This window comes from Micromonospora sp. NPDC049049 (assembly GCF_040649115.1).
Lineage (GTDB): Bacteria > Actinomycetota > Actinomycetes > Mycobacteriales > Micromonosporaceae > Micromonospora.
Window position 1 is genome coordinate 14381 of record NZ_JBEZEX010000011.1, and the last position, 23364, is coordinate 37744.

The following is a 23364-nucleotide window of genomic DNA, read 5'->3' on the forward strand; positions in this document are numbered from 1 at the left end:
CTAACGATTGTGGTCGGGTGCGTCCTCCGGAGGCGGCACCGGCGGTCCCGTCGGCCCTGGTGAGGTGCCCGGTGCTCCCGGCGTCAGGTGCGCGGCCGGGTCGGGGCAGATCAGGTAGCCGGGTGGGAGCGGCTGGTTCGGCGGCAGGAAGCCCGGCACGAGCGGAGCTGTCGGGTATCCGTAACCGGTCGGGGCGTAAGTGGGGACGGGCATCATCCGGGCTGGCCCGGGAAGCGCCTCGTTCGCGGTACGCGGCACGAACCAGCGGTTCGCCGGCGGCAGCGCCAGCAGCAGGGTCACGGCTGCGGAGAGGACCAGAACGGTGAGCACACCCAGCCCTGCCGCGGGGATGAGCAGGTCCTCCCAGGGATCGGTGCCGGCGTAGAGCGTGTCGTAGAACGTCGAGGTCTCCCACTCTTCGTCCCAGTCCGGTGGCGGCTCGTCGCCGATCGCCGGCATGGTCAGCAGCGGCACGAGAAGACTTCCGGAGCAGCACTGCCCGAAGCAGATCAGCAACTGCGCTCCGCTGGCCACGAAGACCAGGATCCGCGCGACGTTGGCGCCCCGCCAGACCGGGACGGCGGTGGCCGCGAACCAGACCGCGAGCAACACCGCCGGCACGCCGAGGATCAGCGTCATCACGACGTTGCCCTGCCGCTCGCCGGCCACCTCGTCCGGGTCGGCGTCCGGCACCAGTCGTACCGCGCGGTCGATCTGGCCATCGAAGCGCACCGCCTCGGCCACCGTCAGCGCGGTCAGGCCGAGCAGCACCAGCACCACGGCCAGTTGCAGCCAGAAGGCGATGGTCACGGTGGCCGGGCGGGGCGGACGCGGCGCGGTGGCGGGCGGGCTCATGGCTCGCAACGTACGGTGCGTCGTCAGCAACCGGCAGAACCGATCGGGCAGCGCCGACCGGCGAATGGATCATGCTGCGGCGAGCCGCCGACTGGCGTAGGTGCCGAGGGTTTCCCGGTCCATCACGCAGCCGACGAAGGTGGTCAACTCGCTCGGATCGTCCCGCAGCGACGTCCACGTCGCTCGGGCCGTCTCCGGGTCGACCCGCTCCAGCAGCGTGGCCGCGTACGCCCGGCCGGCGGGTGTGCCGTCGACCAGCACCCGGTCGAGCTGGCGGCGTACCTCATCGGGGTGGTCGCTGAGGGCGGCCTCGACCCGGTGGTACGCCTCGGTCACCGGCAACAGGGTGCCCGCGATCCCCACCCCACCAAAGGCGAGCGTCTCAGCGGTCACCAACTCGTCGACGGCGGCGCTCAATTCGCGCTCCCAAGCCTTCCGCATTCCAAACATGCCTCCACCCTTTCCCCGTCCGGCCCCACTCCACCCCGTTGATCACGAGGTTTGCGCCATGAGCGGACACTCTCCTGACACGGCCGCCTTGTTCGGGCGCCAGGTGGTGCGGGTCAGTAGCCGCGCCACTCGGTGCGGGCGTAGTCGAGGACCCTCGGTTGGAGGAGGGTGCTGGGGGGCACGTCCAGGCGGGCGCGGTCGGCGGGAAAGGCCGCCGCCGCCCGCAGCACGCCCGGGTCGAGGAAACGCAGCCGGGGCGCGTCGGCCGGCAGTTCCAGCACCGGCGGGGCGGTTCCCGCCGTGGCGAGCAGGAAACCCCAGTCGCCGAAGGACGGCACATCGACGTGGTACGGCACTGTGGCGAAGCCCGCTTCCCGCACCGACGCGTCGATCGACCAGTAGGAGCGGGGCGCGAAGTACGGCGAGCCGGACTGCACCACCAGCCGTCCCCGCTCGGCGAGCACCGACCTGATCAGCGCGTAGAACTCGACGGTGTAGAGCTTGGCCGTGGCCGTCTCGTCCGGATCGGGCAGGTCGGCGACCACCACGTCGAAGCGCTCGGCGGCGGTACGCAGCCAGCCGAACGCGTCAGTGTTCACCACCCGTACGCGGGGGTCGTCGAGCGAGCCGCCGTTGAGCGCCCGCAGCTGCGGCACGGTGCTGGCCAGCGCAACCACCGCCGGGTCGAGGTCGACAACTGTCACCCGGCGGACGTCCGGGTACCGCAGGATCTCCCGGACGGCGAGGCCGTCGCCGGCACCGAGAACCAGTACGTCGCCGCGTGGACCTCGCATCGCCGGATGCACCAGCGCCTCGTGGTAGCGGTACTCGTCCACCGAGCTGAACTGAAGATCACCGTTGAGGAACAGCCGGAGGTCGGTGTCGGCGTGGCCGACCTCCCGCACCGACCTGGTCAGCACGATCTCCTGGTAACGGGAGCGTTCGGCGTACACGACGGGGTCCCGGTAGAGCTGCTGCCGGGCGGTCACCTCGAAGTCGGCGGCGGTCACCCAGGCGTACCCCAGGCAGAGCGCGACCACGACGGAGCCGGCGCCGAGGACGAGCCGGGCGCGGCGGCTCAGCTCCCTCCGGAACACAGTGCAGACCAGGGCGAGACCGGCCACCGCGTTCACCGCGCCGACCACCAGGGCACCCTTGAGCTGGCCGAAGACGGGGATCAACAGGAACGGGAAGGCGAGCCCGCCGAGCAGCGCGCCGACGTAGTCGGCGGCGAACAGGTCGGCCACCGCACTGCCGGCGGCCTGCTCGCGGATGCGCTGCAACATCACCATCAGCAGCGGAATCTCCGCGCCGATCAGCAGGCCCAGCACGAAGGCGGTGGCGACCAGCGCCGGGCCGTACAGGTCGAGCCAGGCGAAGGCGGCGTAGAGGCCGAGCACTGACAGGCCACCGAGCAGGGCCAGGGTCAGTTCGATCACCGCGAACGCTGCGGCGGCCCGGGGCTGCAACGGCTTCGCAACCAGTGCGCCGACGCCCATCGCGAAGACCATCACGCCGAGCACGATCGACGCCTGCCCGACGGTGTCGCCGATCAGGTAGCTGCCGAGCGCGACAAGGGCCAGCTCGTAGACCAGGCCGCAGGCGGCGCAGACGAAGACCGCGACCAGCACCGCCGCGCGGGCCAGCCGCCAGTGCGGCCGGGCCTCGGTGACGAGGTTCTGCACGGAGGGCTCCAGGTGATGGGGTCAGGCGTCGGGCTACTTGCCGGTGCCGGGGCCGCCGCCCCGAACGCTGTTACCGCGTCCCCAACCCCAGTACGACCCGACGGTCGAGTGGTAGCGGGGGTGAGCGGTGTCCATGTCTTCGAGCAGGATCACCGAGCCTGCCGCGATCGGCAGGATCACCACCGAGTCGTCGTCGTAGCGCAGGTAGACGCCGCTGCCGTCGGCGTACCGGTCGGACGGATTCCATGCGTCGGTCAGTTCCTTGGCCACAGCGGTCGGTGACTTGGACGAGGTGTACGCGATCGCTTCCCGCCCGATGTCCCGGCTGGCCGCTCGCGAATACCTGTCCTGCACGTAGGCGCGCGGGGAAAAGGTGCCGTTGACGAGGGCGAAGCCCGCGACCAGCGCGCCGACCACGGCCGCTGCCACGCCCACCACGAACCAGCGTCGGTACGTCATCGCAGTGCCACCACCGTCTCGGTCAGGACCAGCTCGTTGGTCTGGGGGTACGCGTGCCAGGTACGCCAGCCGACCGTCCCGTGCGGCAGGTCGGTGCGCACGGCCAGCGCGGTCACCGCGTCCGGGTCGCCGGGAAAGACTCCGACCAGGGCGTACGGGTCGTCGGCCAGGTCGGCGCGGAGCCTGGCGATCCGGGTGTGCAACTCACCGTCGGCGGGGCGCAGCACGGCGGCGGTGAAGCGGTAGCCGCCCGCTTCGTCGTGCAGGGCGTCGGGCAGGTGCGGCGGCCGGCCCGGCAGGCAGGCGACCGTCTCGGTGAGTTCGGCCGCATCGCCGGGTTCGGCCAGCACGACCTGGTGGGACGCACCGAGCAGGCGCAGCCGTAGCCGGACGTCCCCGGGCAGCGTGACGTCGCGGACGTGCAGCGCAGGACGCTCCGGGCCGCCGAGTAACAGGCTCAGGTCGGCGGCGCAGGTGTCGACGTACGGGGTGTGGAGGCTCACCAGCACCTCAGCTGGCCTCCGGCCCGGCCTGCGGGTAGACCATCACGTCGGCGCGGTGCAACTGCTCGCCCCGGGCGACCTCCCAGCCGGCCTGGCCGTACGCCTCGAAGGAGAGCCGTTCGCCGCCCTGGGCCCGGTAGTCGTGGTATCGAAGGGTGCCACTGGGGTCGAGGCCGGTGCTGCCGGTGGCCGTGAAGCGGGCCTGACCGGACTCCTCCAGGGCGTAGCGGCGGCCAGCGAAGTCGAGGGCGGACGCACCCGGGGTGATCGTGGCGGCCGGCTCGACGGCCCAGAGCACCAGCTCCAGGTCGGGGTCCTCCTCCACGGAGAGCCAGCGCTTGTCGCCCTCGGCGGTGTCCAGCAGGTGCTCGGCCCAGCTCCAGCCGCCCTCATTCAGATGCACCGAGCCCCGGACCGCGTACGACACCCGGCGGATCTCGACGATGTCGCCGGGCTTGAGCCTGCGCGGGTCGCCGCGGAGCGCGTCGCTGTCGGTGTCCCGGAACGGGTCCGCGGGTGCCGCCGGCCGGGCGGCCTTACGGCCCTTGCGCACCGCCACCACCGCAACCACGACCCCGGCGACTCCGATCAGACACCCCAACGTCGTCACCAGGTACGCCACGGGACCGTTCATGCCGACCACCTCCCCAAGTGCGTCGGCGGGAACGGTAACAACCCCGCGCACCTGGAGAAACTCATCATTGTCTGGTGATCTGGCAGCTACGGAGCGTCCTGGTGGGGTGCCGTCCGGGGGCGGAGAACGGGTCGGGCCGACCCCGCCTGCGAGGCGGGATCGGCCCGGGTGCGACGGATCAGGCGGCGGTGACGGTCAACCCTTCCTTCGCGTCGGCCAGGTCGACCTTGACGGTGTCGCCGTCTCGGATCGTCCCGGAGAGCAGGGCCCTGGCGAGTTGGTCTCCGATCGCGGTCTGGACCAGACGACGGAGGGGCCGCGCACCGTAGATCGGGTCGTAGCCGTGCTCGGCCAGCCAGTCCCGGGCGGCATCGGTGATCTCCAGACCCAGCCGGCGATCGGCCAACCGCCGCCGCATCCGCTGCAACTGGATGTCGACGATGGAGCGCAGGTCGTCCCCCCGCAGCGAGGCGAAGACCACCATGTCGTCCAGCCGGTTGAGGAACTCCGGCTTGAAGTGCGACCGGACCACGGCCAGCACGCCCTCGCGGCGCTGCTCGTCGGCGAGCGTCAGGTCGCTGATCACCGACGACCCGAGGTTGGACGTGAGGATCAGGATCGCGTTACGGAAGTCCACTGTGCGGCCCTGGCCGTCGGTGAGCCGGCCGTCGTCGAGCACCTGGAGCAGCACGTCGAAGACGTCCGGGTGAGCCTTCTCCACCTCGTCCAGCAGCACCACGGAGTACGGGCGTCGCCGCACCGCCTCGGTGAGCTGACCGCCCTCGTTGTAACCGACGTAGCCGGGTGGGGCACCGACCAGGCGGGCTACCGAGTGCTTCTCGCCGTACTCGCTCATGTCGATGCGGACCATGGCCCGCTCGTCGTCGAAGAGGAACTCGGCGAGGGCCTTGGCCAGCTCGGTCTTGCCGACGCCGGTGGGGCCGAGGAAGAGGAAGCTGCCGGTCGGGCGGTCCGGGTCGGCGATACCGGCCCGGGCACGGCGTACCGCGTCGGAGACAGCGCCGACCGCCTCGGTCTGGCCGACCACCCGGCCGCCCAGCGACTCCTCCATCCGCAGCAGCTTGGCCGTCTCACCCTCCAGCAGGCGACCGGCGGGGATGCCGGTCCAGGAGGCGACCACGGCGGCGATGTCGTCCGCGCCGACCTCCTCCTTCAGCATCGCGCCGTCGGCCTGGAGCTGAGCCAGCTCCTCCTCGGCCTGCTTCAGCTCGACCTTCAGGGCGGGAATCCGGCCGTAGCGCAGCTCGGCGGCGCGTTCCAGCTCGCCGTCGCGCTCGGCCCGCTCGGCCTCACCGCCGAGGCGTTCCAGCTCCTCCTTCGCCGTGGAGAGTTTGGTGATGTGGCTCTTCTCCGTCTGCCAGCGCTCGGAGAGCACTGTGAGCTGCTCGCGCTTGTCGGCCAACTCCTTGCGGAGCCGCTCCAACCGCTCGGCCGAGGCGGCGTCCGGCTCCTTGGCCAGGGCCATCTCCTCGATCTCCAACCGGCGGACGGCCCGCTCGATCTCGTCCACCTCGACCGGACGCGAGTCGATCTCCATCCGGAGCCGGGACGCGGACTCGTCGACCAGGTCGATCGCCTTGTCCGGCAGGAACCGGTCGGTGATGTAACGGTCGGACAGCGTCGCGGCGGCCACCAGCGCGGCGTCGGTGATCCGTACGCCGTGGTGCACCTCGTAGCGCTCCTTGAGCCCACGCAGGATGCCGATGGTGTCCTCGATGGTCGGCTCACCGACCAGCACCGGCTGGAAACGGCGCTCCAGCGCCGGGTCCTTCTCGATGTGTTCGCGGTACTCGTCGAGCGTGGTGGCACCGACCATCCGCAGCTCACCACGGGCCAGCATCGGCTTGAGCATGTTGCCGGCGTCCATCGAGCCCTCGCCCTTGCCGGCGCCGACGACGGTGTGCAGTTCGTCGAGGAACGTGATGACCTGCCCGTTGGAGTTCTTGATCTCCTCCAGGACGGACTTCAGTCGCTCCTCGAACTGGCCACGGTACTGCGCGCCGGCGACCATCGCGCCGAGGTCCAGCGAGATCAGCTTCTTGTCGCGGAGTGATTCGGGCACGTCGCCGGTGACGATCCGCTGGGCCAGGCCCTCGACGATCGCGGTCTTGCCGACGCCGGGCTCGCCGATCAGCACCGGGTTGTTCTTGGTACGCCGGGACAGCACCTGGATGACCCGACGGATCTCGGAGTCCCGGCCGATGACCGGGTCGATCTTGCCGTCGCGGGCGCTGGCGGTGAGGTCGACGCCGTACTTGGTCAGGGCCTGGTAGGTCTGCTCCGGGTCGGCGGTGGTGACCCGACGGTCCCCACCGCGCACGGTCGGGAAGGCGGCTACCAGGGCCTCCTCGGTGGCGCCGACGTTCTTCAGCGCGCCGGACACCGCCCCGCCCACCCGGGCCAGGCCGGCGAGCAGGTGCTCGGTGGACGTGTACTCGTCGCCCAGCGGCCGGGCGATCTGCTCGGCGGCGCCGATGGCGTTCACGAACTCCCGAGCCAACGTCGGCTCGGCGATGCTGGAGCCGCGGGCGGCCGGCAGGTTGTCGACCGCGCGCTGGGCGGCCTGGCGCAGCTCGGTCGGGTCGGCCCCGACGGCGCGCAGCAGACCGGTGGCGGTCGAGCCGTCGGTGTCCAGGAGTGACAGGAGCAGGTGCCAGGGCTCCACCGTGGCGTGGCCACGCTGGTTGGCCAGTGCCACAGCGCCCGTGATGGTTTCGCGGCTCTTGGTGGTGAGTCTTTCGGTGTTCATGGGCTCCCCCGGATCGGCGTTGTCCACTGGGTTGGACACAACCAGAGTTGAGCGTATTCCGCTCAACCTTAGCGCGTGACGCCCATCACTCCCGGCGTCGCCACCGCCAGTCGAACTCCCCGGCCGCCGGGGCCGGGCCGGGCAGCGGGCCCTCGTCCGGCACCGACGACAGGCCCGCCACGAGGACCGCGAGCTGGCGACGGCGCAGCTGGCGGGTCCGTCCCGGATCGGGTACGCGGACCGCGGCGCACGCCTCCAACAACAACCCGAGATCGTGGACGACCGCGTCGGGGCGCAGCCGCCCGCTCGCGTGGGCCCGGTCGACCAGGGCGGCGGCCAACTCACCGGCGCGCACCGCGTCCCGACCCATCTCCTCGGTCGGAGCGAAGGTGCCGGCCAGGTGAACGGTGAGCGAGTGCACGTCGGCGTCGACCACCCGGGCCAGGAAACCGGTGAACGCGGCCCAGTCGTCCGCCTCGGCGAGGGCGGCCTCGGCCTCCGTGACGTACCGGCGCAGCCCGTCGTGGCAGAGCTGGCGCAGCAGGTCCTCCTTACCCGCGTACCGCCGGTAGAGGGCGCTGATGCCGACGCCGGCGCGCTCGGCGACGGCGGCGATCGGGGCCTTCGGGTCGTCGAGGAAGACGGCGCGGGCGGCTTCGAGGATGACCTCGTCGTTGCGGGCGGCCTGGGCGCGGCGACCGCCGAGGGTCTTGCCGGACGTCGGTGACATGCGCTCAGACTAACAGTGGAACGGACCGTTCCGCTCTGCTATGGTGATTGCAGAACGAAACATTCCGTTCCGAAGGAGTTCCGGCATGAGTGACACCGCTGTCCACCCGTTCCGCGCCCAGATCCCGCAGACCGCCCTCGACGACCTGGCCGCCCGGCTGGACCGCACCCACTGGCCCGTCGAACTGCCCGGCGCGGGTGACTCGTACGGGATGAGCAACGACCGGGTGCGGGCCCTCGTCGACAGGTGGCGGGGCGGGTTCGACTGGCGCGCCGTCGAGGCCCGCCTGAACGCCCACCCGCAGTTCGTCACCGAGATCGACGGCGAGCGGATCCACTTCCTGCACGTCCGGTCGTCCCGGCCCGACGCCACCGCGCTGGTGCTCACCCACGGCTGGCCCGGCTCGGTGCTGGAATACCTCGACGTGATCGCCCCGCTCACCGAGCCCACCGACCCGGACGCGCCGGCCTTCCACGTGGTCATCCCGTCGCTGCCCGGCTTCGGCTTCTCCGGCCCGACCCGCAACGCCGGCTGGAACCGGTTCCGCATCGCCCGCGCCTGGGCCGAGCTGATGAACCGCCTGGGGTACGACAGCTACGGCGCGGTCGGCAACGATGCCGGTTCGATGATCGCGCCAGAGCTGGGCCGGATCGATCCGGAGCGGGTGCTCGGCGTACACGTCACCCAGCTCTTCTCGTTCCCCTCCGGCGACCCGGCCGAGTTCGCCGGGCTCTCCGAGGCGGACCAGGCGGCGCTCGGGCACCTCCAGTGGTTCTACGAGAACAAGTTCTCCTTCAACCAGGTGCACAGTCAGCAGCCGCAGACCCTTGCGTTCGGGCTGGCCGACTCACCGGTGGGGCTGCTCGCCTGGAACGCCCAACTCTTCGACGAGGGCCTGGATGCCGACTTCATCCTTGCCAACGTGGCGCTCTACTGGTTCACCGGCACCGCCGCCTCGGCGATGCGGCTCTACTGGGAGGACGCGCACGCCGGCGAGCCGCCGACCGAGCCGACCACCGTCCCGACCGCGCTGGCCATGTTCCCCGGGGACTTCCAGTCCATCCGCCGCTTCGCCGAGCGGGACCACTCGAACATCGTCCGGTGGACGGCGTACGACACCGACATCGAGGGCCGGGGCGACGTCGGCGGTCACTACGCGGCCCACCAGGCCCCCGAGGTGCTGGTCACCGACATCCGCGAGTTCTTCGCCAGCCTCCGCTGACCGCCAGCGTTGATCGACTCGGGTTCCTTGATGTCGCGGTGTCCGGACCACCCGGACACCGCGACATCATGAGAGCCGAGTCGATCACGGCCATTGAGCTGCGTAGGGCCTGGTCTGACGACCGGTGACCGTCCAAGATCTGCGGATTGTTCATCAAGCGGTAGCCTTGGCTGGTGCGAGTACGTGTCGAGCAGACCGCCCTACCCGGGATCGGGGTACGTCACGATCTGGTGACGGAGTCCGGACGCCGCCTGGGCGTCGTCTCCCATCGCAATGGCCGCCGTGATCTCGTTTTCTACGATCCCGACGATCCCGATGCCTGCCAGGCGGACATTCCGCTCACCGACGACGAGGCTGAGGCTCTGGCCGACATCCTCGGCGCGTCGCTGATGCTCGGTCAGCTCTCCGGGCTCCGCGAGCAGGCCGCCGGTCTGCTCACCGAGCAGATCGCCATCACGGCCGGCTCTCCGTACGTCAACCGGAAGCTCGGCGACACCAAGGCGCGTACCCGCACCAGCGCCTCCATCGTGGCGGTGCTGCGCGAAGGCGAAGTAATCGTCTCGCCACTCCCCTCCTTCCGCTTCGCAGCCGGCGACGTGGTGGTCGTCGTCGGGACCCGCAGAGGTCTCGACGGTGTGTCCGCCATCCTCGCCGACAGTGACCCGGACGGCTGAGGCGGATGCACGATTTCACCACGCTGCTCATCGAAGTCGGTGCGCTGCTGTTGCTGCTTGGCCTCCTCGGCCGGCTGAGCCGGCGCTTCGGCCTCTCGCCCATTCCCCTCTACCTGCTCGCCGGGCTCGCGTTCGGGCACGGCGGGCTACTTCCGCTCGCCGCCAGCGAGGAGTTCTTCGCGGTCGGCGCCGAGATCGGCGTCATCCTGCTGCTGGTGATGCTCGGCCTGGAGTACTCGGCCAACGAACTGGTCGGCAACCTCCGCTCGGCAGCCCCGGCCGGGCTGATCGACGGCGTGTTCAACGCCCTGCCCGGCGCGGCCTTCGCCCTGCTGCTCGGCTGGGACTGGGTCGCCGCCCTGGTGCTCGGCGGCATCACCTGGGTCTCCTCCTCCGGGGTGATCGCCAAGGTCCTCGCCGACCTGGGCCGGCTCGGTAACCGGGAAACCCCGGTGATCCTCTCGGTGCTGGTCATCGAGGACCTGGCGATGGCGCTCTACCTGCCACTCGTCACCGCCGTACTGGCCGGCACCGGCCTGCTCGGCGGCGGGATCGCGCTCACCGTCGCGGTGGGCACCGTGCTGATCGTGCTGGTGGTCGCCATCCGGTACGGCCACCTGATCTCGTCCGCCCTGTCGGCGAAGGACCCCGAGGCGCTGCTGCTCGGCGTACTCGGTCTGACGTTGCTGATCGCTGGCATCGCCGCGTCGCTTCAGGTGTCGGCGGCGGTCGGCGCGTTCCTCGTCGGCATCGCGCTCTCCGGCCCGGTGGCGCACCACGCCACCGAGTTGCTCTCGCCCCTGCGGGACCTGTTCGCCGCTGTGTTCTTCGTCTTCTTCGGCCTGACCACCAACCCGCAGGACATTCCGCCGGTGCTGCTGCCGGCGCTCGCGCTGGCCGTGATCACCATGGCGACGAAGACGGCCACCGGTTACCTCGCCGCCCGTCGGGTCGGCATCGCCGAACCCGGTCGATGGCGGACCGGCCTGGCACTCGTACCCCGAGGTGAGTTCTCCATCGTCATCGCCGGTCTCGCGGTGGCCGCCGGGAGCGTCGAGCCGCGGTTGGCAGCGCTGGCCGCGACGTACGTCCTGATCACCGTGGTGACCGGGCCGATCCTGGCCCGGCTGCCGGACTTCCCGTGGTTCAAGCGGTGGCTGCGCAACCGCGCGGCGGCGCAGCGGCGGGGGCCGGCCCCGGTCATCGACTCACCGCACTGAAGTCCACCTGAACGCCGCGGCCGCATGGGTCGCACCCTCGCGGAGGTAGAAGCGGTGCGCCTCGGTCCGGGCGAGGCCGGACTCCAGGAAGACGTAGTCGGCACCGTGTTCGTGCGCCCATGCCCTGGCCGCCGTCAGGAGGCTGGAGCCGACACCCCGGGAGCGCCACTCGGGGTGCACAGCGAGGTCCTCGATCGAAGCCCGACGGCCGAAGCGCACCGAGAGGATGTCCACGTAGACGCTGGCCACACCAACCAGCTGACCTTCACCCGATCGCGCCGCGAAGAGTGCGACGTCTTCGTGGGCGAGCAATTGCGCGGTCCGCTCGACGGCACGATCCCGGTCCCAATCCCCGGGACGGCCACCGGGAGGGGCGAAAAGCCACTCCAGCCCCGTGACGAACTCGGCCTCGGCGCCTCGCTGTAACTGTCGTACGTGGATGGTCATGGGGACATCATCGGCTGCGTCATCGATGCAACCGACCCGCCCATGCCAACGGTTGCGGAATTGCTCCTCGCGGGTACTACCGCAGCACCCGACGGCGGGTTACCGTTTCGCCCCAGCAGCCAGGGTCCGCAGGCAGCGTTGCCAAACGCGGGCGAGAGCGGAAGGTCAGCCGGTGAGCGTGCAGGAGTCGACGTTCCACGGCTTTGCCAACCCCGTCGATCCGACTCCGGCGGAGTTGCGAGCTTGGGCGTACAAGCCCGATTCAGTGCCGTTGGCGTCGATGCCACCGGACTGGGACCTGCTGGTCTCCGGCGACCGGCTGGTGTTGACACTCTTCGAGTTAGCGATGGATTCAACCTGCCCGGCACGGCGGTTCGCGCTGCACTGCCTCTACATCTACGCGGCCGACGGCATCCGGACGAACTTCCGCGCGCATCCCAAGCGCCGCTTCCGCAAGCTCGTCGAACAGGCCGAGCGTGACGGCGACGAGCTGATGAAGGTCTGGGCGCACAACGGCCGGGTGCTGTTGGCCAGACCGGACCTCTTCGTCTATCGAGACTGGTGCGAGGGCGGCCTGGTCCGCGAGAACCGCCGCCTCGGCTGAACTGCCGGATTCGCTCCGTTTCTTTCGCCGATCTTGCACTTTCTGTTCCGACCTATTGCGCGAAGCTAGACATTCCGTCATCCCAAACTGCAAGATCGCGGAATTGGGCGCGGGGCGCGGGGCGCGGGGGCGGGGGGCGGGGGGCGTGGCGTGCGTACGGGCCGGGACCCCCCGTGGGTCCCGGCCCGTACGTTGGTTACCGGTCAGTCCTGCTTGCGTTCTGGTTCGGCTTGACTCCGTTCGGCGGCGTGGTCGCCGTTTTCGGCGAACCGGCCCGCGATGACCCGGTCCCGGTAGGTCCCCTCGGTCACCTTGTCGAACTTCTTGCGGACGGTTTCGGCCAGGTTCTCCAACCGGTCCTCGGTCTGCTGGGCCACCTTCTTCGCCTGTTCCGCCATCGCTCCCCCTCGCCATGCCGGTAGGTCCAGATTAAGCCGATTGGACCCTTATCGACAGGCTAACCGAAGCGGCCCGGACCGCGCCGGGAATCCGGCGCGGTCCGGGCCGAGAAGACAGATCCGGGTGAGCGGCAGCTCAGCGATCGGGCGTACGGCGGGGGCGCCACACGACCAGGGCGGTGGACGTGCGGTTCGTCGGCACCAGATCCCGGCCCGGGAAGCGGGCCAGCGACTCCAGCTCCGCCACCCGGCGGTACGCGGCGTCCAGCTCAGCCTCCAGCCGGGCCACCCGCTGCTGCGCCTGCTCCAGCAGCCGCTCCAGCCCAATGATCCGCTTGACGCCGGCCAGGTTGATCCCGTCGTCCTGACTGAGCCGCTGCACCTCGCGCAACAGCACGACGTCGCGGACGCTGTAGCGACGCCCGCCACCAGCGGCTCGGCCGGGCTGCACGAGCCCCAGTCGGTCGTACTGGCGCAGGGTCTGCGGATGCATCCCCGCCATCCGAGCCGCCACCGAGATCATCAACACCTTGGCCTCGTAGGCAGGGTCGCCCGAACCGAGGAACTCGCCCGACATCCCGCTCACCTCCGCGTCCGTTCCACCGGACTAACTGACTCGACGCACCCGCGCGTCGAGATGTTCCCGGGCCGCCGGCGGGGTCTGCTCGGCGAACGACTCCAGCGCCGTGCGCGCCTCGTCGGACAACCGGGCCGGCACCACCACGTCCAGCGTGACCAGCAGGTCGCCGGCCTGCCCGTCGCGGCGGACCACACCCTTGCCCCGGGCCCGCAGCACCCGACCGCTCGGCGTCCCCGGCGGCACCCGCAGGGTCACCGCCCCGTCGAGCGTGGGCACCCGCAGGTCCGTGCCGAGCACGGCCTCCGCGAAGGTGACCGGCACGGTCAGCGTCAGGTCGTCCCCGGTACGCCCGAACAGCTCGTCCGGCCGAACCTTGACCTGTACGAAGAGGTCACCCGCCGGGCCACCGCGCTCGCCCGGCTCACCGCGCCCGGCCAGCCGGATGCGTTGACCGTCGGCCACACCGGCGGGAAAGCGCACGTTCATGGTGCGGGTCTTTGTGACACCGCCGCTGCCGTGGCACTCCGGGCACTTCTCCTCGACCACCGTGCCGACGCCCTGGCAGTTGCGGCACGGCTCGGAGAAGCTGAACGACCCCTGGTCGCGGGTGGTCACGCCGGCACCATGACAGACCGGGCAGGTACGCGGCTGGGTGCCGGGTTTCGCCCCGTTGCCGTGGCAGGTGTCGCAGACTCCCGGCGCGCGCAACGTCAGGGGCAGCGTCACCCCGCGCACCGCGTCGCCGAAGTCCAGCGCCACCTCGGTCTCCACGTTTCGACCACGGGCCGGACCGCGTGGCGCGGCCTGCCCACCGGCCTGACCTCCGCTGAAGATCGAGCTGAACAGGTCCTGAAAGCCGGCGCCACCGAAGCGACGATCGCCGCCGCCGGCGCCGCCACCGAACATGTCGGAGACGTCGAACGGCATGCCGCCCGGCTGACCGCCACCCCTGGCGTTGCGCCGGAACGCGCCCGAGCCGAAGAGGGAACGCATCTCGTCGTACTCGCGACGGCGGCCGCTGTCCGACAGCACGTTGTACGCCTCGGACGCGGCCTTGAATCGCTCCTCGGCCTTCGGGTCGCCCGGGTTGTGGTCCGGGTGCGACTCCCGGGCCACCTTGCGGTACGCCTTCTTGATGTCATCCGCGGAGGCGGCCTTGTCCACGCCGAGCACGGCGTAGAAGTCCTTCTCGATCCAGTCCTTCGAACTCACCGGTCCACCTCCTTCCGACCCTGGTGGCCCGGCCGTCCCACCCACCGCTGGGCGGTGGGTGGGACGGCCTGCTCACTGTCTGGCACTATTCCGGATCCGCGACCGCGACCAGCGCGGGGCGCAGCAGCCGCTCACCGAGCTGGTAGCCGCGTCGCATGACCTGTACGCAGGTCGGCTCGCTGACGTCGGCCGACGTCTGGTGCGCGACCGCCTCGTGCCGGGTCGGATCGAACGGGTCGCCCTGCTCGCCGAAGGCGTTCAGGCCGAACTTGCCCAGCGCGGTGGTGAGCTGTTCCGCCACCGTGCCGAACGGCCCGACCAGGTCGCCGTGTTCCCGCGCGCGGTCCAGGTCGTCCAGGATCGGCAGCAGCGCGGCCAGCACCGAGCCGGTCGCCTGCTCCTGCACGAGGCTGCGGTCCCGGTCGACCCGCTTGCGGTAGTTGGCGTACTCCGCCGACACCCGCTGGAGATCCCTGGTCCGCTCGTCCAGCTCGGCTCGTAGTGCCTCCAGCTCGGCGCCGAGCGAGGTGCCCGCGCGGCCACCGTCCACCGGCTGCGCCGGGGCGTCCACCACCGCCGGACCGGACGGCTCCGGCCCGTCGGTGGAGTTGACCTCGACCTCGATCTCATCGACCACGACCTCGGCGTCCTCGACCAGACCCTCGGCCGGCACACCGGTCTCCGCGTCCGCGGCGGTCCCCTCCGGCTCGGCGGTGTCGACGAGCTTACGGTTGTTGCGGATGACGACCCGCTCCCCGTCGCCGGTCGGCTCCGTGGTCGCGGAGCCACCCGGCGTCGACCCGGTGTCGCCCGGGTCGGCGGCTCGTGGCTTCTGCGTCATGCGGCTACCTCATCCCCTTCGCGGTGGAAACGTGTCGGAGGCCGACGGTCACTTCTTGCCGTCCTCGTCCACGATTTCCGCGTCGACCACGTCGTCGGCACCGCCGGCCTGCGGGCCGGTCGCACCGGTCGCGCCGGTCGCACCCGGGCCGGGCTCGCCACCCGGCTGCTGACCCTGCTCGGCCTGAGACGAGTAGAGCAGCGAACCGGCCTGCTGGGAGACCTGAGCCAGCTTCTCGTGCGCCGACTTGATCTTCTCGATGTCCTGACCGCCGAGGGCGCCACGCAGCTCACCGAGCGCCTCGTTGAGCTGCTCGCGGTTCTCAGCGGGCAGCTTGTCGCCGCTCTCGGCGAGGAACTTCTCGGTCTGCCACTGGAGCGCCTCGGCCACGTTGCGGGTCTCGGCGTCGTCGCGGCGACGCTTGTCCTCCTCCGCGTGCTCCTCGGCGTCCCGGCGCATCCGCTCGATGTCGTCCTTCGGCAGCGAGGAGCCGCCGGTGATCGTCATCTTCTGTTCCTTGCCGGTGCCCAGGTCCTTGGCGTGCACGTTGACGATGCCGTTGGCGTCGATGTCGAACGCGACCTCGATCTGCGGCACGCCGCGCGGCGCCGGCGGAAGGCCGGTCAGCTCGAAGGTGCCAAGCTTCTTGTTGTACGCCGCGATCTCACGCTCACCCTGGAACACCTGGATCAGCACCGACGGCTGGTTGTCGTCGGCCGTGGTGAAGACCTCGGAACGCTTGGTCGGGATGGTGGTGTTGCGCTCGATCAGCTTGGTGAAGATGCCGCCCTTGGTCTCGATGCCCAGGCTCAGCGGGGTCACGTCGAGCAGCAGGACGTCCTTGACCTCACCCTTGAGCACGCCGGCCTGGAGGGCGGCGCCGACGGCGACCACCTCGTCCGGGTTGACGCCCTTGTTGGGGTCACGGCCGGTGAGCTGCTTGACCAGGTCGGTCACGGCGGGCATCCGGGTCGAACCACCGACCAGGATGACGTGCTCGACGTCGGAGATCTTGATCCCGGCGTCCTTCACGGCCTGCTCGAACGGGCCCTTGCAGCGGTCCAGCAGGTCCTGCGTCATCCGCTGGAACTCGGCACGGCTCAGCGTCACGTCGAGGTGCAGCGGGCCGGCGGCGCCGGCGGTGATGTACGGCAGGTTGATGTTGGTGGTGGTGGCGGCGGACAGCTCGATCTTGGCCTTCTCGGCCGCCTCGCGGAGCCGCTGGAGGGCCATCTTGTCCTGCGAGAGGTCGATGCCGTGCTCACCACGGAACGTCTTGACCAGGTGGTCGATGATCCGCTGGTCCCAGTCGTCGCCACCGAGCTGGTTGTCACCGCTCGTCGACTTGACCTCGACGACGCCCTCGGCCAGCTCCAGCAGCGACACGTCGAAGGTGCCGCCACCGAGGTCGAAGACCAGGACGGTCTGCTCCTTGGAACCCTTGTCCAGCCCGTACGCCAGGGCGGCGGCCGTCGGCTCGTTGACGATCCGCAGCACGTTGAAGCCGGCGATCTCACCGGCCTCCTTCGTCGCCTGGCGCTGGCTGTCGTTGAAGTAGGCCGGAACGGTGATCACCGCGTCGGTGATCTGCTCGCCCAGGTACGCCTCGGCGTCCCGCTTGAGCTTCATCAGCGTCCGGGCCGAGATCTCCTGCGGGGTGTACTTCTTGCCGTCGATGTCGACGGACCAGTTCGTGCCGACCTCGCGCTTGACGGACCTGATCGTCCGGTCCGGGTTGGTCACCGCTTGGCGCTTGGCGACCTCACCGACGAGCACCTCGCCGTTACGGGCGAACGCGACGATCGAAGGAGTCGTCCGCGAACCCTCAGCGTTGGCGATGACGGTGGGCTCACCGCCCTCGAGAACGCTGACGCAGGAGTTCGTCGTGCCGAGGTCGATACCGACCGCACGTGCCATCTTCGCTTCCTCGCTTCGTAAGGTTGTGCAGGTGACGGGCATCGCCCGTGGGCTGCTGGCGAGCACCGCCCGCAGCGGGCCCCACCACAAGTTGAGTGAACTTGACTCAATAGTGCCACGCGTTGGCCAATCGTCAAGGTGACTTGAGTCAACCCGACGCAACCCAGCCGTTATTACCGTCCGGTTGTCTTCCCTTGCATCGGTCGGGCACGCTTTAGCGGTGACGACGCACGGCGATCCCGCCACCCGTTCCGGTGCGCCCGCCGTCGCAGCCCGCACCGACCCGCCGGCCGCCGCGGAGGAGCCCCCCGCCACCACCGGGGACGACAGCCTCCCCGGCGCGCTGTCGGGCCTCCGGGAGGCGATCGGCGCGACCCGCTATCCCCTCGCGCTGCCCTCCGCCGGCCCCGCCCGGCACACCGCCACCGCACTCACCGACCAACTCGACGACTACCTGCTGCCCCGGCTCGCCCGGCTGGACGCCCCACTGCTCGTGGTGGTCGGCGGCTCCACCGGCGCGGGCAAGTCGACCCTGGTCAACAGCCTGGTCAAGGCCCGGGTCAGCGCCGCCGGCGTGCTCCGGCCGACCACCCGCTCCCCGGTGCTGGTCTGCAACCCGTCCGACGCGGCCTGGTTTCGGCAGGGAGAGCTCCTGCCGGGTCTGACCCGCACCACCGAGCCGAGCGACGATCCGCGCGCCCTGCACCTCGTCACCGCCCCGGCCCTGCCCGCCGGGCTGGCCTTCCTCGACGCGCCCGACATCGACTCGGTCGTCGACGCCAACCGGGCACTCGCCACGCAACTGCTGGCCGCCGCCGACCTGTGGCTCTTCGTCACCACCGCCGCCCGGTACGCGGACGCGGTGCCGTGGGAGCTGCTGCGCAGCGCCCGGGCGCGCGGCGCCGTGATCGCCATGGTGCTGGACCGGGTGCCCGCCGAGGCCACCGACGAGATCGCCGCGCACCTGACCGAGATGCTCGCCGAGCAGGACCTCGGCCGGGCGCCGCTGTTCGTGCTGCCCGAGACCTGGGTCGACGGTCAGGGGCTGCTCCCCGAGGGAGTCACCGCTCCCCTTGCCGACTGGTTCGCCCGGTTGGCCGCCGACGCGGACGCCCGGGCGGCGGTGGTCCGCCAGACCCTCGACGGGGCGCTGGCCGCACTCCACCCCTCGGTGGAGGATCTGGCCGACGCCGCCGACGAGCAGCTCGCCGCCGCCGACGGGCTGGACGAACGGGTCCGGGCCGCGTACCGGGGTGCCGAGCGCACCGTCGAGCAGGGGCTCCAGGACGGCCGGCTGCTCCGGGGTGAGGTGCTCGCCCGCTGGCAGGAGTTCGTCGGCACCGGCGAGCTGTTCCGCACGCTGGAGGCACGGATCGGCCGCCTCCGGGACCGGGTAGTGGCCGCCGTCACCGGTCGGCCGGCACCCGCCGCCGAGCTGCGCAACGCCATCGAGTCCCAACTGGTGACGCTGCTGCGCGGGGTGGCCTCGGAGGCTGCCGAGTCCGCGTACACCGGGTGGAAGGCACACCCGGCCGGCGCCGGGCTGCTCGACCCGGCGCTCGCCCACCCGAGCGACGACCTACCCGAACGCGCCGAGCGCATGGTCCGGGACTGGCAGCGCGGAGTGCTGGAACTGGTCCGGGTCGAGGGCGGTGACAAGCGGTTCGTGGCCCGCACCGCCGCGTACGCGGTGAATGCCACCGGGCTGGCCGTGATGATCGCCGTCTTCGCCTCCACCGCGTTCATCCCGACCGGGCTGGAACTGGCCACCGGTGCCGGCACCACTGTCGCCGCGCAGGCCGTCCTCCAGGCGATCTTCGGCGACCAGGCGGTGCGTGCCCTCGCCGCCAAGGCCCGCACCGACCTGCTGGGCCGGGTGCGGACGCTGCTCGACGCGGAGGCCGACCGTTTCCTGAGCCGCACCGCCGACGCCCGCCCCGCCGCGGACGCCGGCGACGGGCTGCGCCGGGCCGCCGGCCGGGTCGAGCTGGCCCGGCACCGCAGCGGCCTGTCCGCCGCCGACGAGGAGGGCTCCCGGTGAGCAACATCGCCGGCCGGGTACGCGAGGTGTTCCGCGGGGACCAGCGGGTCGACGCCGACGCGCTGATCGCCCGCCTGGACGCGGTACGCCGGTTCCTGACCGCCGTGGACGGTCTGCTGCCGGACGCCGACCTGGTGCCCGCGCACACCCTTGTCGAGCGGGCCGGCACCCGGCTCGCGCTGTCCCGGGACCACACGGTGGTCGCCCTGGCCGGTGCCACGGGCAGCGGCAAGTCCAGCCTCTTCAACGCGTTGGCCCAACTGGAACTCTCGCCGGTCGGGGTGCGCCGGCCGACCACCGGCGTCACCCACGCCTGCGTGTGGGGGCCGCTGGAGGGCGCCAACCATCTGCTCGACTGGATCGGCGTACTGCCCCGACACCGCTTCGTCCGGGAGAGCGCCCTGGACGCGGACGACGAGACGGCCCTGCACGGGCTGATCCTGCTCGACCTGCCCGACTTCGACTCGGTGCAGCGATCGCACCGGCTCGAGGTGGACCGACTCCTCGGCCTTGTCGACCAGGTGGTCTGGGTCGTCGACCCACAGAAGTACGCCGACCGGGTCATCCACGACAGCTACCTGCGCGAGTTCCACCGGCACCGGGAAGTCACCCTGGTCGTGCTCAACCAGGCCGACCGGCTGCCCCCGGCCGAGGTGCCCCGGGTCCTGGACGACCTGCGTCGGCTGCTCGACACGGACGGGCTGACCGGGGTGCCCCTGCTTGCCACCACCGCCATCGATCCGGCCGGAATGGTCGGGCTGCGCAACGCGCTGGAGCGCACGGTCGCCGAGCGGCAGGCCGCGTTGCGCCGGCTCGCGGGTGACGTCGACACGGTCGTCGCCGGCCTGGACGAGCTGGTCGGTTCGGCCCGGCCGGCGGGCGGGCCGGACGACACCTCCGTCAACGGGCTGAACCGGGCTCTGGCCGGGGCCGCCGGGGTGCCGGCGGTGACCGAGGCCGTGGAGCGGGCGTACCGGCACCGGGCCGGCGCGGCCACCGGCTGGCCCGTGGTCCGGGGCTGGCGGCGATTGCGGCCCGACCCGCTGCGTCGGCTGCACCTGCCCGGACCGACCGGTGACCAGGCCGACCCGGCGGAGAGCCTGGTGGCGGCCACCTCGGTACCGGACCCGACGGCCGCCCAGCGTTCGGCGCTCGGCCTCGCCATCCGCGCGGTGGCCGACCGGGCCGCCGCCGACCTGCCCGCGGCCTGGCCCGGCGCGGTGACCTCCGCCGCCCGGTCCCGCCTCGGCGACCTGCCGGACGCCCTGGATCGCACGATCGCTGGCACCGACCTCGGCCTCGACCGTCGCCCGCTGTGGTGGCGGCTCGTCGGGGGTGTGCAGTGGTTGGTCACGCTCGCCGCCGTGGTCGGGCTGGGCTGGTTGGTGCTCGGCTACGCGCTGCGGGCGCTCGGCCTGCCCGCGCTGGACAACCCGATGGTCGGCCAGGTGCCGCTGCCGACCGTCCTGCTGCTCGGCGGCCTGCTGGCCGGGCTGCTGGTGGCGGCGCTGACCCGGCCGGTGGTGCGCCTGGCCGCCCGGCGCGCCCGGGCCCGCGCCGACCAGCGGCTGACGGCCCGGGTCGCCCAGGTGGGCGACGAGTACGTACTGACACCGGTACGGACCGTGCTCGGCTCGTACGCCCAGGCACGCGACGCGCTGCGGGACGCCGCACGCCGCTGACGCTCCGCACGGCTCGCTACCGCTCTGCGTACGCCCCGGGCGGCGTAGGGTCGGAGCATGGCCACGCCTGAGACCCCCTACGACGCGGTGCTGCACGCCGCACGCGACGTGACCAAGCTGGAGTCCGCCCTCGACGCCGAGATGCTCGGCAGCGCCCTGCTGGGCAGTGTCTACGCCATCGCGGAGACCGACCGCGACGCCGCCGTACGGGAGTTCGTCACCGGCTTCCTCGCCGCCACCGCCCGCCGCAGGGTCGCGGCGGCGACCACCATCCGGCAGGTCTTCGCCACCCTCGTTCCGACCGCCGAGGGCGCCGATCGGGTGCGCCCGGGCAGCCAGGCGCCCACCTGGACGGCCCAGCTCGGCCGCGTGCACCTCACCGGCACCTGGGCGTACGGCGACGTGTACGGCGACCAGACCTCCTACCTCGCGACCTTCGCCTACGACGACGAGTCCGGCGGTTCGGAGCACGCGCTGGTGGCCCTGGTGGACCACAACATCGGGATCACCAAGGACATCTTCGTGGGCGGGCCGGCCGAACGGATCCTGGACCAGGTCCGGCAGATGTGCGCCGACGACGAGCTGACCTGGTTCCGTACCGAGGATCCAGCCCGGTTCCGGGGCGAGGTGGCTCGCCATCTGGCGGTCACCGACGACCTGGGCGAGTTGCCCGGCGAAGGGTCGCTCGCCACCGACCGGGCGTTGGTCGGGGCCCGGCTGGCGATGCTGCCCACCGCTGCCGACCCGACCGGTCCGGCGGAGGTCGAGCCGCTCTCTGCGGCCGAACGCACCGACCTGGTCCGGCGGTTCCTCGCCGCGCCGGAGGCCGCCCGCTTCGGGCTGGACGCCGTCGACGGCCCGGAGTTGGCCTCGCTGCACTTCTGCCTGAGCCTGCTGCTGGACCACTCGGCGAGCTTCCCGGACGCCGATCCGATGCGCTGGAGTCCGGCGGTGTCCGGGCTCTTCCTGCTGGACTGGGTGCACCGCCGGGCCGTGCTGGACATGGACGACGCGGCGATGCTCCCCCGGGTGCTGCGGGCCTGGGCGCGGTACGCGTCGCGCCAGCGCGGGCTGCCCGAGGCGGCGACGACGCGCACCGACGAGGCGATCGAGGAGATGGTGCCGGAGTTCGCCCGCCTCTACTCGACCGGTGAGCGGCGCAGCGCGGCCACCGCCGCGGTGGCGCAGCTGATGGCCGACGGGGTGGACCCGGACGACCCGGCCGCGCTGGACGCGTGGATCGAGGCGAACCGCCACCGCCTCGCCGACGACGGCGCCTGACGGCGTCCGAGGGTGGGCGGCTCCGCGCCGCCCGCCCTCGGCCCGGCTAGCGCAGCGAACCGAAGATCACCGCGGCGATCAGGGCGCCGAGCACACCTCCGGCCAGCACCTGTGCCAGCGTGTGGTCCTTCAGCCGTACCCGGGACCAGCCGACCACCGCCAGCAGCGGTGCGGCGACGACCAGCCGGGTCCCGAAGGTCAGCATCAGGATGACCAGCGTGCCGGCGGCCACCGCCGAGTGGATCGACATCTTCCACCAGTGGCTGACCGACACGGCGACGACGAGGCCGACGAGGCCGGACACCGCCAGTGCCAGCAGCGGGCGGGGCGCGCCGAGCACGGCGAGCAGGGCGAGGCCCGCCGCGACCGAACCGAGGCCGACCAGCAGCGGCGCCCGGCGCTGCTCCCGGCGGCCGACGTGGTGGTCGGTGAGCCGGCCCCGGCGTACCCCGCCGACGATGTAGGCGAACGGAATGCCGGTGACGAAGAGAGTGGCGAGCAGACCCCAGACTAGGCCCTGACCGGGGCGGCTGGCGCTGCGCCAGCTCACCGTGATGATCAGCAGCGACACGAGTACCGCCGGGGCGGTCACCTCGGTGACCAGCCGGGCGATCCGCAGCCCCGGGCCGGGCCGGGTGGTGACCGGGCGGGGTTCCGCACCGCCGCCCACGCCACCCCCTCCGGTACGCGCCTACCGCCGAGCGCCGACGCCGACGCCGGACGGGTCGCGCCTGATCGTCACCGTACCGTCGGCGGGACCGCAGGGTAGGTCGGTCCGGCCAGTGGCGCCGGGCTGACGCTGGGCGTCGGGGCGACGACCGACGGCGACGGGATCACCGGGCCGGGTCGGCGGGTCGGTACCGCGGGCGGCGTGGGTGTGGGGGCCGGGACGGACCGGGTGCTGGTCGGCACGGCGGTCGCTGTCGCGTCGTCGGTCGGCGTGGGTGTCGGGTCCACCGTCAGGGTCGGGGTCGGATCGGGATCGGCCGAGCTGGAGGGGCCCGGCGAGTCGGTGGGGTCCGGGTCCGCCGAGTCGGTGGGGTCTGGCGGATCGGTCGGGTCCGGCGGATCGGTCGGGTCCGGCGGATCGGTCGGGTCCGGCGGATCGGTCGGGTCCGGCGGATCGGTCGGGTCCGGCGGATCGGTCGGGTCCGGCGGT

At 71.7% G+C, this 23364-nt stretch carries 22 protein-coding genes and 1 pseudogene; 7 read left to right on the forward strand and 16 right to left on the reverse strand.

Going from position 1 to position 23364, the window contains the following annotated elements:
• The 8 genes from AB0B68_RS13660 to AB0B68_RS13695 form a co-directional block, all read right to left on the reverse strand.
• Positions 1-855: a hypothetical protein gene (locus AB0B68_RS13660; RefSeq protein WP_357260150.1), complete on the reverse strand. Its 855-nt coding sequence runs from the start codon at positions 853-855 to the stop codon at positions 1-3.
• A gap of 69 nt (positions 856-924) precedes the next feature.
• Entirely contained in the window at positions 925-1305 is a 381-nt protein-coding gene (locus tag AB0B68_RS13665; RefSeq protein WP_357260153.1) for a hypothetical protein, read from the reverse strand.
• 113 nt (positions 1306-1418) lie between these two features.
• Complete coding sequence (locus AB0B68_RS13670) at positions 1419-2990, reverse strand: polyamine aminopropyltransferase (protein WP_357198249.1); 1572 nt, start codon at positions 2988-2990, stop codon at positions 1419-1421.
• Between the two features lie 33 nt (positions 2991-3023).
• Positions 3024-3449 (reverse strand): DUF4247 domain-containing protein, encoded by a 426-nt coding sequence (locus AB0B68_RS13675; RefSeq protein WP_357198246.1) that lies wholly within the window; start codon positions 3447-3449, stop codon positions 3024-3026.
• Positions 3446-3958, reverse strand: a complete 513-nt coding sequence (locus AB0B68_RS13680; protein WP_357260156.1) for a DUF2617 family protein — start codon at positions 3956-3958, stop codon at positions 3446-3448. Before AB0B68_RS13680 ends, AB0B68_RS13675 begins: the two co-directional genes overlap by 4 nt.
• A 1-nt stretch (position 3959) precedes the next feature.
• Complete coding sequence (locus AB0B68_RS13685; RefSeq protein ID WP_357198240.1) at positions 3960-4586, reverse strand: DUF4178 domain-containing protein; 627 nt, start codon at positions 4584-4586, stop codon at positions 3960-3962.
• A gap of 178 nt (positions 4587-4764) precedes the next feature.
• Entirely contained in the window at positions 4765-7356 is a 2592-nt protein-coding gene (clpB, locus tag AB0B68_RS13690; protein WP_357198237.1) for an ATP-dependent chaperone ClpB, read from the reverse strand.
• 85 nt (positions 7357-7441) lie between these two features.
• Complete coding sequence (locus AB0B68_RS13695; protein ID WP_357260159.1) at positions 7442-8086, reverse strand: helix-turn-helix domain-containing protein; 645 nt, start codon at positions 8084-8086, stop codon at positions 7442-7444.
• Positions 8087-8171: 85 nt separating this feature from the next.
• Between AB0B68_RS13695 and AB0B68_RS13700 the strand changes: the two genes are divergently transcribed.
• From AB0B68_RS13700 to AB0B68_RS13710, 3 genes are all read left to right on the forward strand, one after another.
• A complete protein-coding gene (locus AB0B68_RS13700) occupies positions 8172-9308 on the forward strand; it encodes an epoxide hydrolase (RefSeq protein ID WP_357198231.1) in 1137 nt (378 codons plus the stop codon).
• Between the two features lie 173 nt (positions 9309-9481).
• Entirely contained in the window at positions 9482-9982 is a 501-nt protein-coding gene (locus tag AB0B68_RS13705; RefSeq protein WP_357208344.1) for a TrkA C-terminal domain-containing protein, read from the forward strand.
• Positions 9983-9987: 5 nt separating this feature from the next.
• Positions 9988-11202, forward strand: a complete 1215-nt coding sequence (locus tag AB0B68_RS13710) for a cation:proton antiporter (RefSeq protein ID WP_355004662.1) — start codon at positions 9988-9990, stop codon at positions 11200-11202.
• Here the strand turns inward: AB0B68_RS13710 and AB0B68_RS13715 are convergent.
• A complete protein-coding gene (locus tag AB0B68_RS13715; protein ID WP_357208341.1) occupies positions 11191-11649 on the reverse strand; it encodes a GNAT family N-acetyltransferase in 459 nt (152 codons plus the stop codon). The genes AB0B68_RS13710 and AB0B68_RS13715 overlap by 12 nt on opposite strands.
• A gap of 172 nt (positions 11650-11821) precedes the next feature.
• Here AB0B68_RS13715 and AB0B68_RS13720 point away from each other — a divergent pair, with 172 nt between their 5' ends.
• On the forward strand, positions 11822-12253 hold the full coding sequence (locus tag AB0B68_RS13720) for a hypothetical protein (RefSeq protein ID WP_355004660.1): 432 nt from the start codon (positions 11822-11824) through the stop codon (positions 12251-12253).
• A gap of 203 nt (positions 12254-12456) precedes the next feature.
• On the opposite strand, the gene AB0B68_RS13725 is transcribed toward AB0B68_RS13720, so the two are convergent.
• From AB0B68_RS13725 to dnaK, 5 genes are all read right to left on the reverse strand, one after another.
• Entirely contained in the window at positions 12457-12651 is a 195-nt protein-coding gene (locus AB0B68_RS13725) for a hypothetical protein (protein WP_357208339.1), read from the reverse strand.
• 136 nt (positions 12652-12787) lie between these two features.
• Positions 12788-13228: a helix-turn-helix transcriptional regulator gene (locus AB0B68_RS13730; protein WP_030332087.1), complete on the reverse strand. Its 441-nt coding sequence runs from the start codon at positions 13226-13228 to the stop codon at positions 12788-12790.
• 30 nt (positions 13229-13258) lie between these two features.
• Positions 13259-14443, reverse strand: coding sequence for a molecular chaperone DnaJ (gene dnaJ, locus AB0B68_RS13735; protein ID WP_357208537.1), 1185 nt, complete (start codon positions 14441-14443; stop codon positions 13259-13261).
• An 85-nt stretch (positions 14444-14528) separates the two neighbouring features.
• A complete protein-coding gene (gene grpE, locus AB0B68_RS13740) occupies positions 14529-15284 on the reverse strand; it encodes a nucleotide exchange factor GrpE (RefSeq protein WP_355004657.1) in 756 nt (251 codons plus the stop codon).
• 48 nt (positions 15285-15332) lie between these two features.
• Complete coding sequence (dnaK, locus tag AB0B68_RS13745; protein WP_355004656.1) at positions 15333-17201, reverse strand: molecular chaperone DnaK; 1869 nt, start codon at positions 17199-17201, stop codon at positions 15333-15335.
• Between the two features lie 220 nt (positions 17202-17421).
• On the opposite strand from dnaK, the gene AB0B68_RS13750 reads away from it, so the two are divergent.
• Genes AB0B68_RS13750 through AB0B68_RS13760 form a run of 3 tightly spaced genes read left to right on the forward strand, consistent with a single transcriptional unit; the run spans position 17422 to position 22205 of the window.
• Positions 17422-19242 carry an ABC transporter gene (locus AB0B68_RS13750; RefSeq protein ID WP_357204873.1) on the forward strand — a complete coding sequence of 607 codons (1821 nt, stop codon included), beginning with the start codon at positions 17422-17424 and terminating at the stop codon, positions 19240-19242.
• Positions 19239-20924 (forward strand): GTPase, encoded by a 1686-nt coding sequence (locus AB0B68_RS13755; protein ID WP_355004654.1) that lies wholly within the window; start codon positions 19239-19241, stop codon positions 20922-20924. The genes AB0B68_RS13750 and AB0B68_RS13755 overlap by 4 nt, the downstream gene beginning before the upstream one ends.
• A 57-nt stretch (positions 20925-20981) precedes the next feature.
• Positions 20982-22205 carry a hypothetical protein gene (locus AB0B68_RS13760; protein WP_357260162.1) on the forward strand — a complete coding sequence of 408 codons (1224 nt, stop codon included), beginning with the start codon at positions 20982-20984 and terminating at the stop codon, positions 22203-22205.
• Positions 22206-22251: 46 nt separating this feature from the next.
• On the opposite strand, the gene AB0B68_RS13765 is transcribed toward AB0B68_RS13760, so the two are convergent.
• Positions 22252-22875 (reverse strand): phosphatase PAP2 family protein, encoded by a 624-nt coding sequence (locus tag AB0B68_RS13765; protein ID WP_357204880.1) that lies wholly within the window; start codon positions 22873-22875, stop codon positions 22252-22254.
• Positions 22876-22943: 68 nt separating this feature from the next.
• A pseudogene (locus tag AB0B68_RS13770) lies at positions 22944-23364 on the reverse strand (hypothetical protein); the annotation flags it as partial.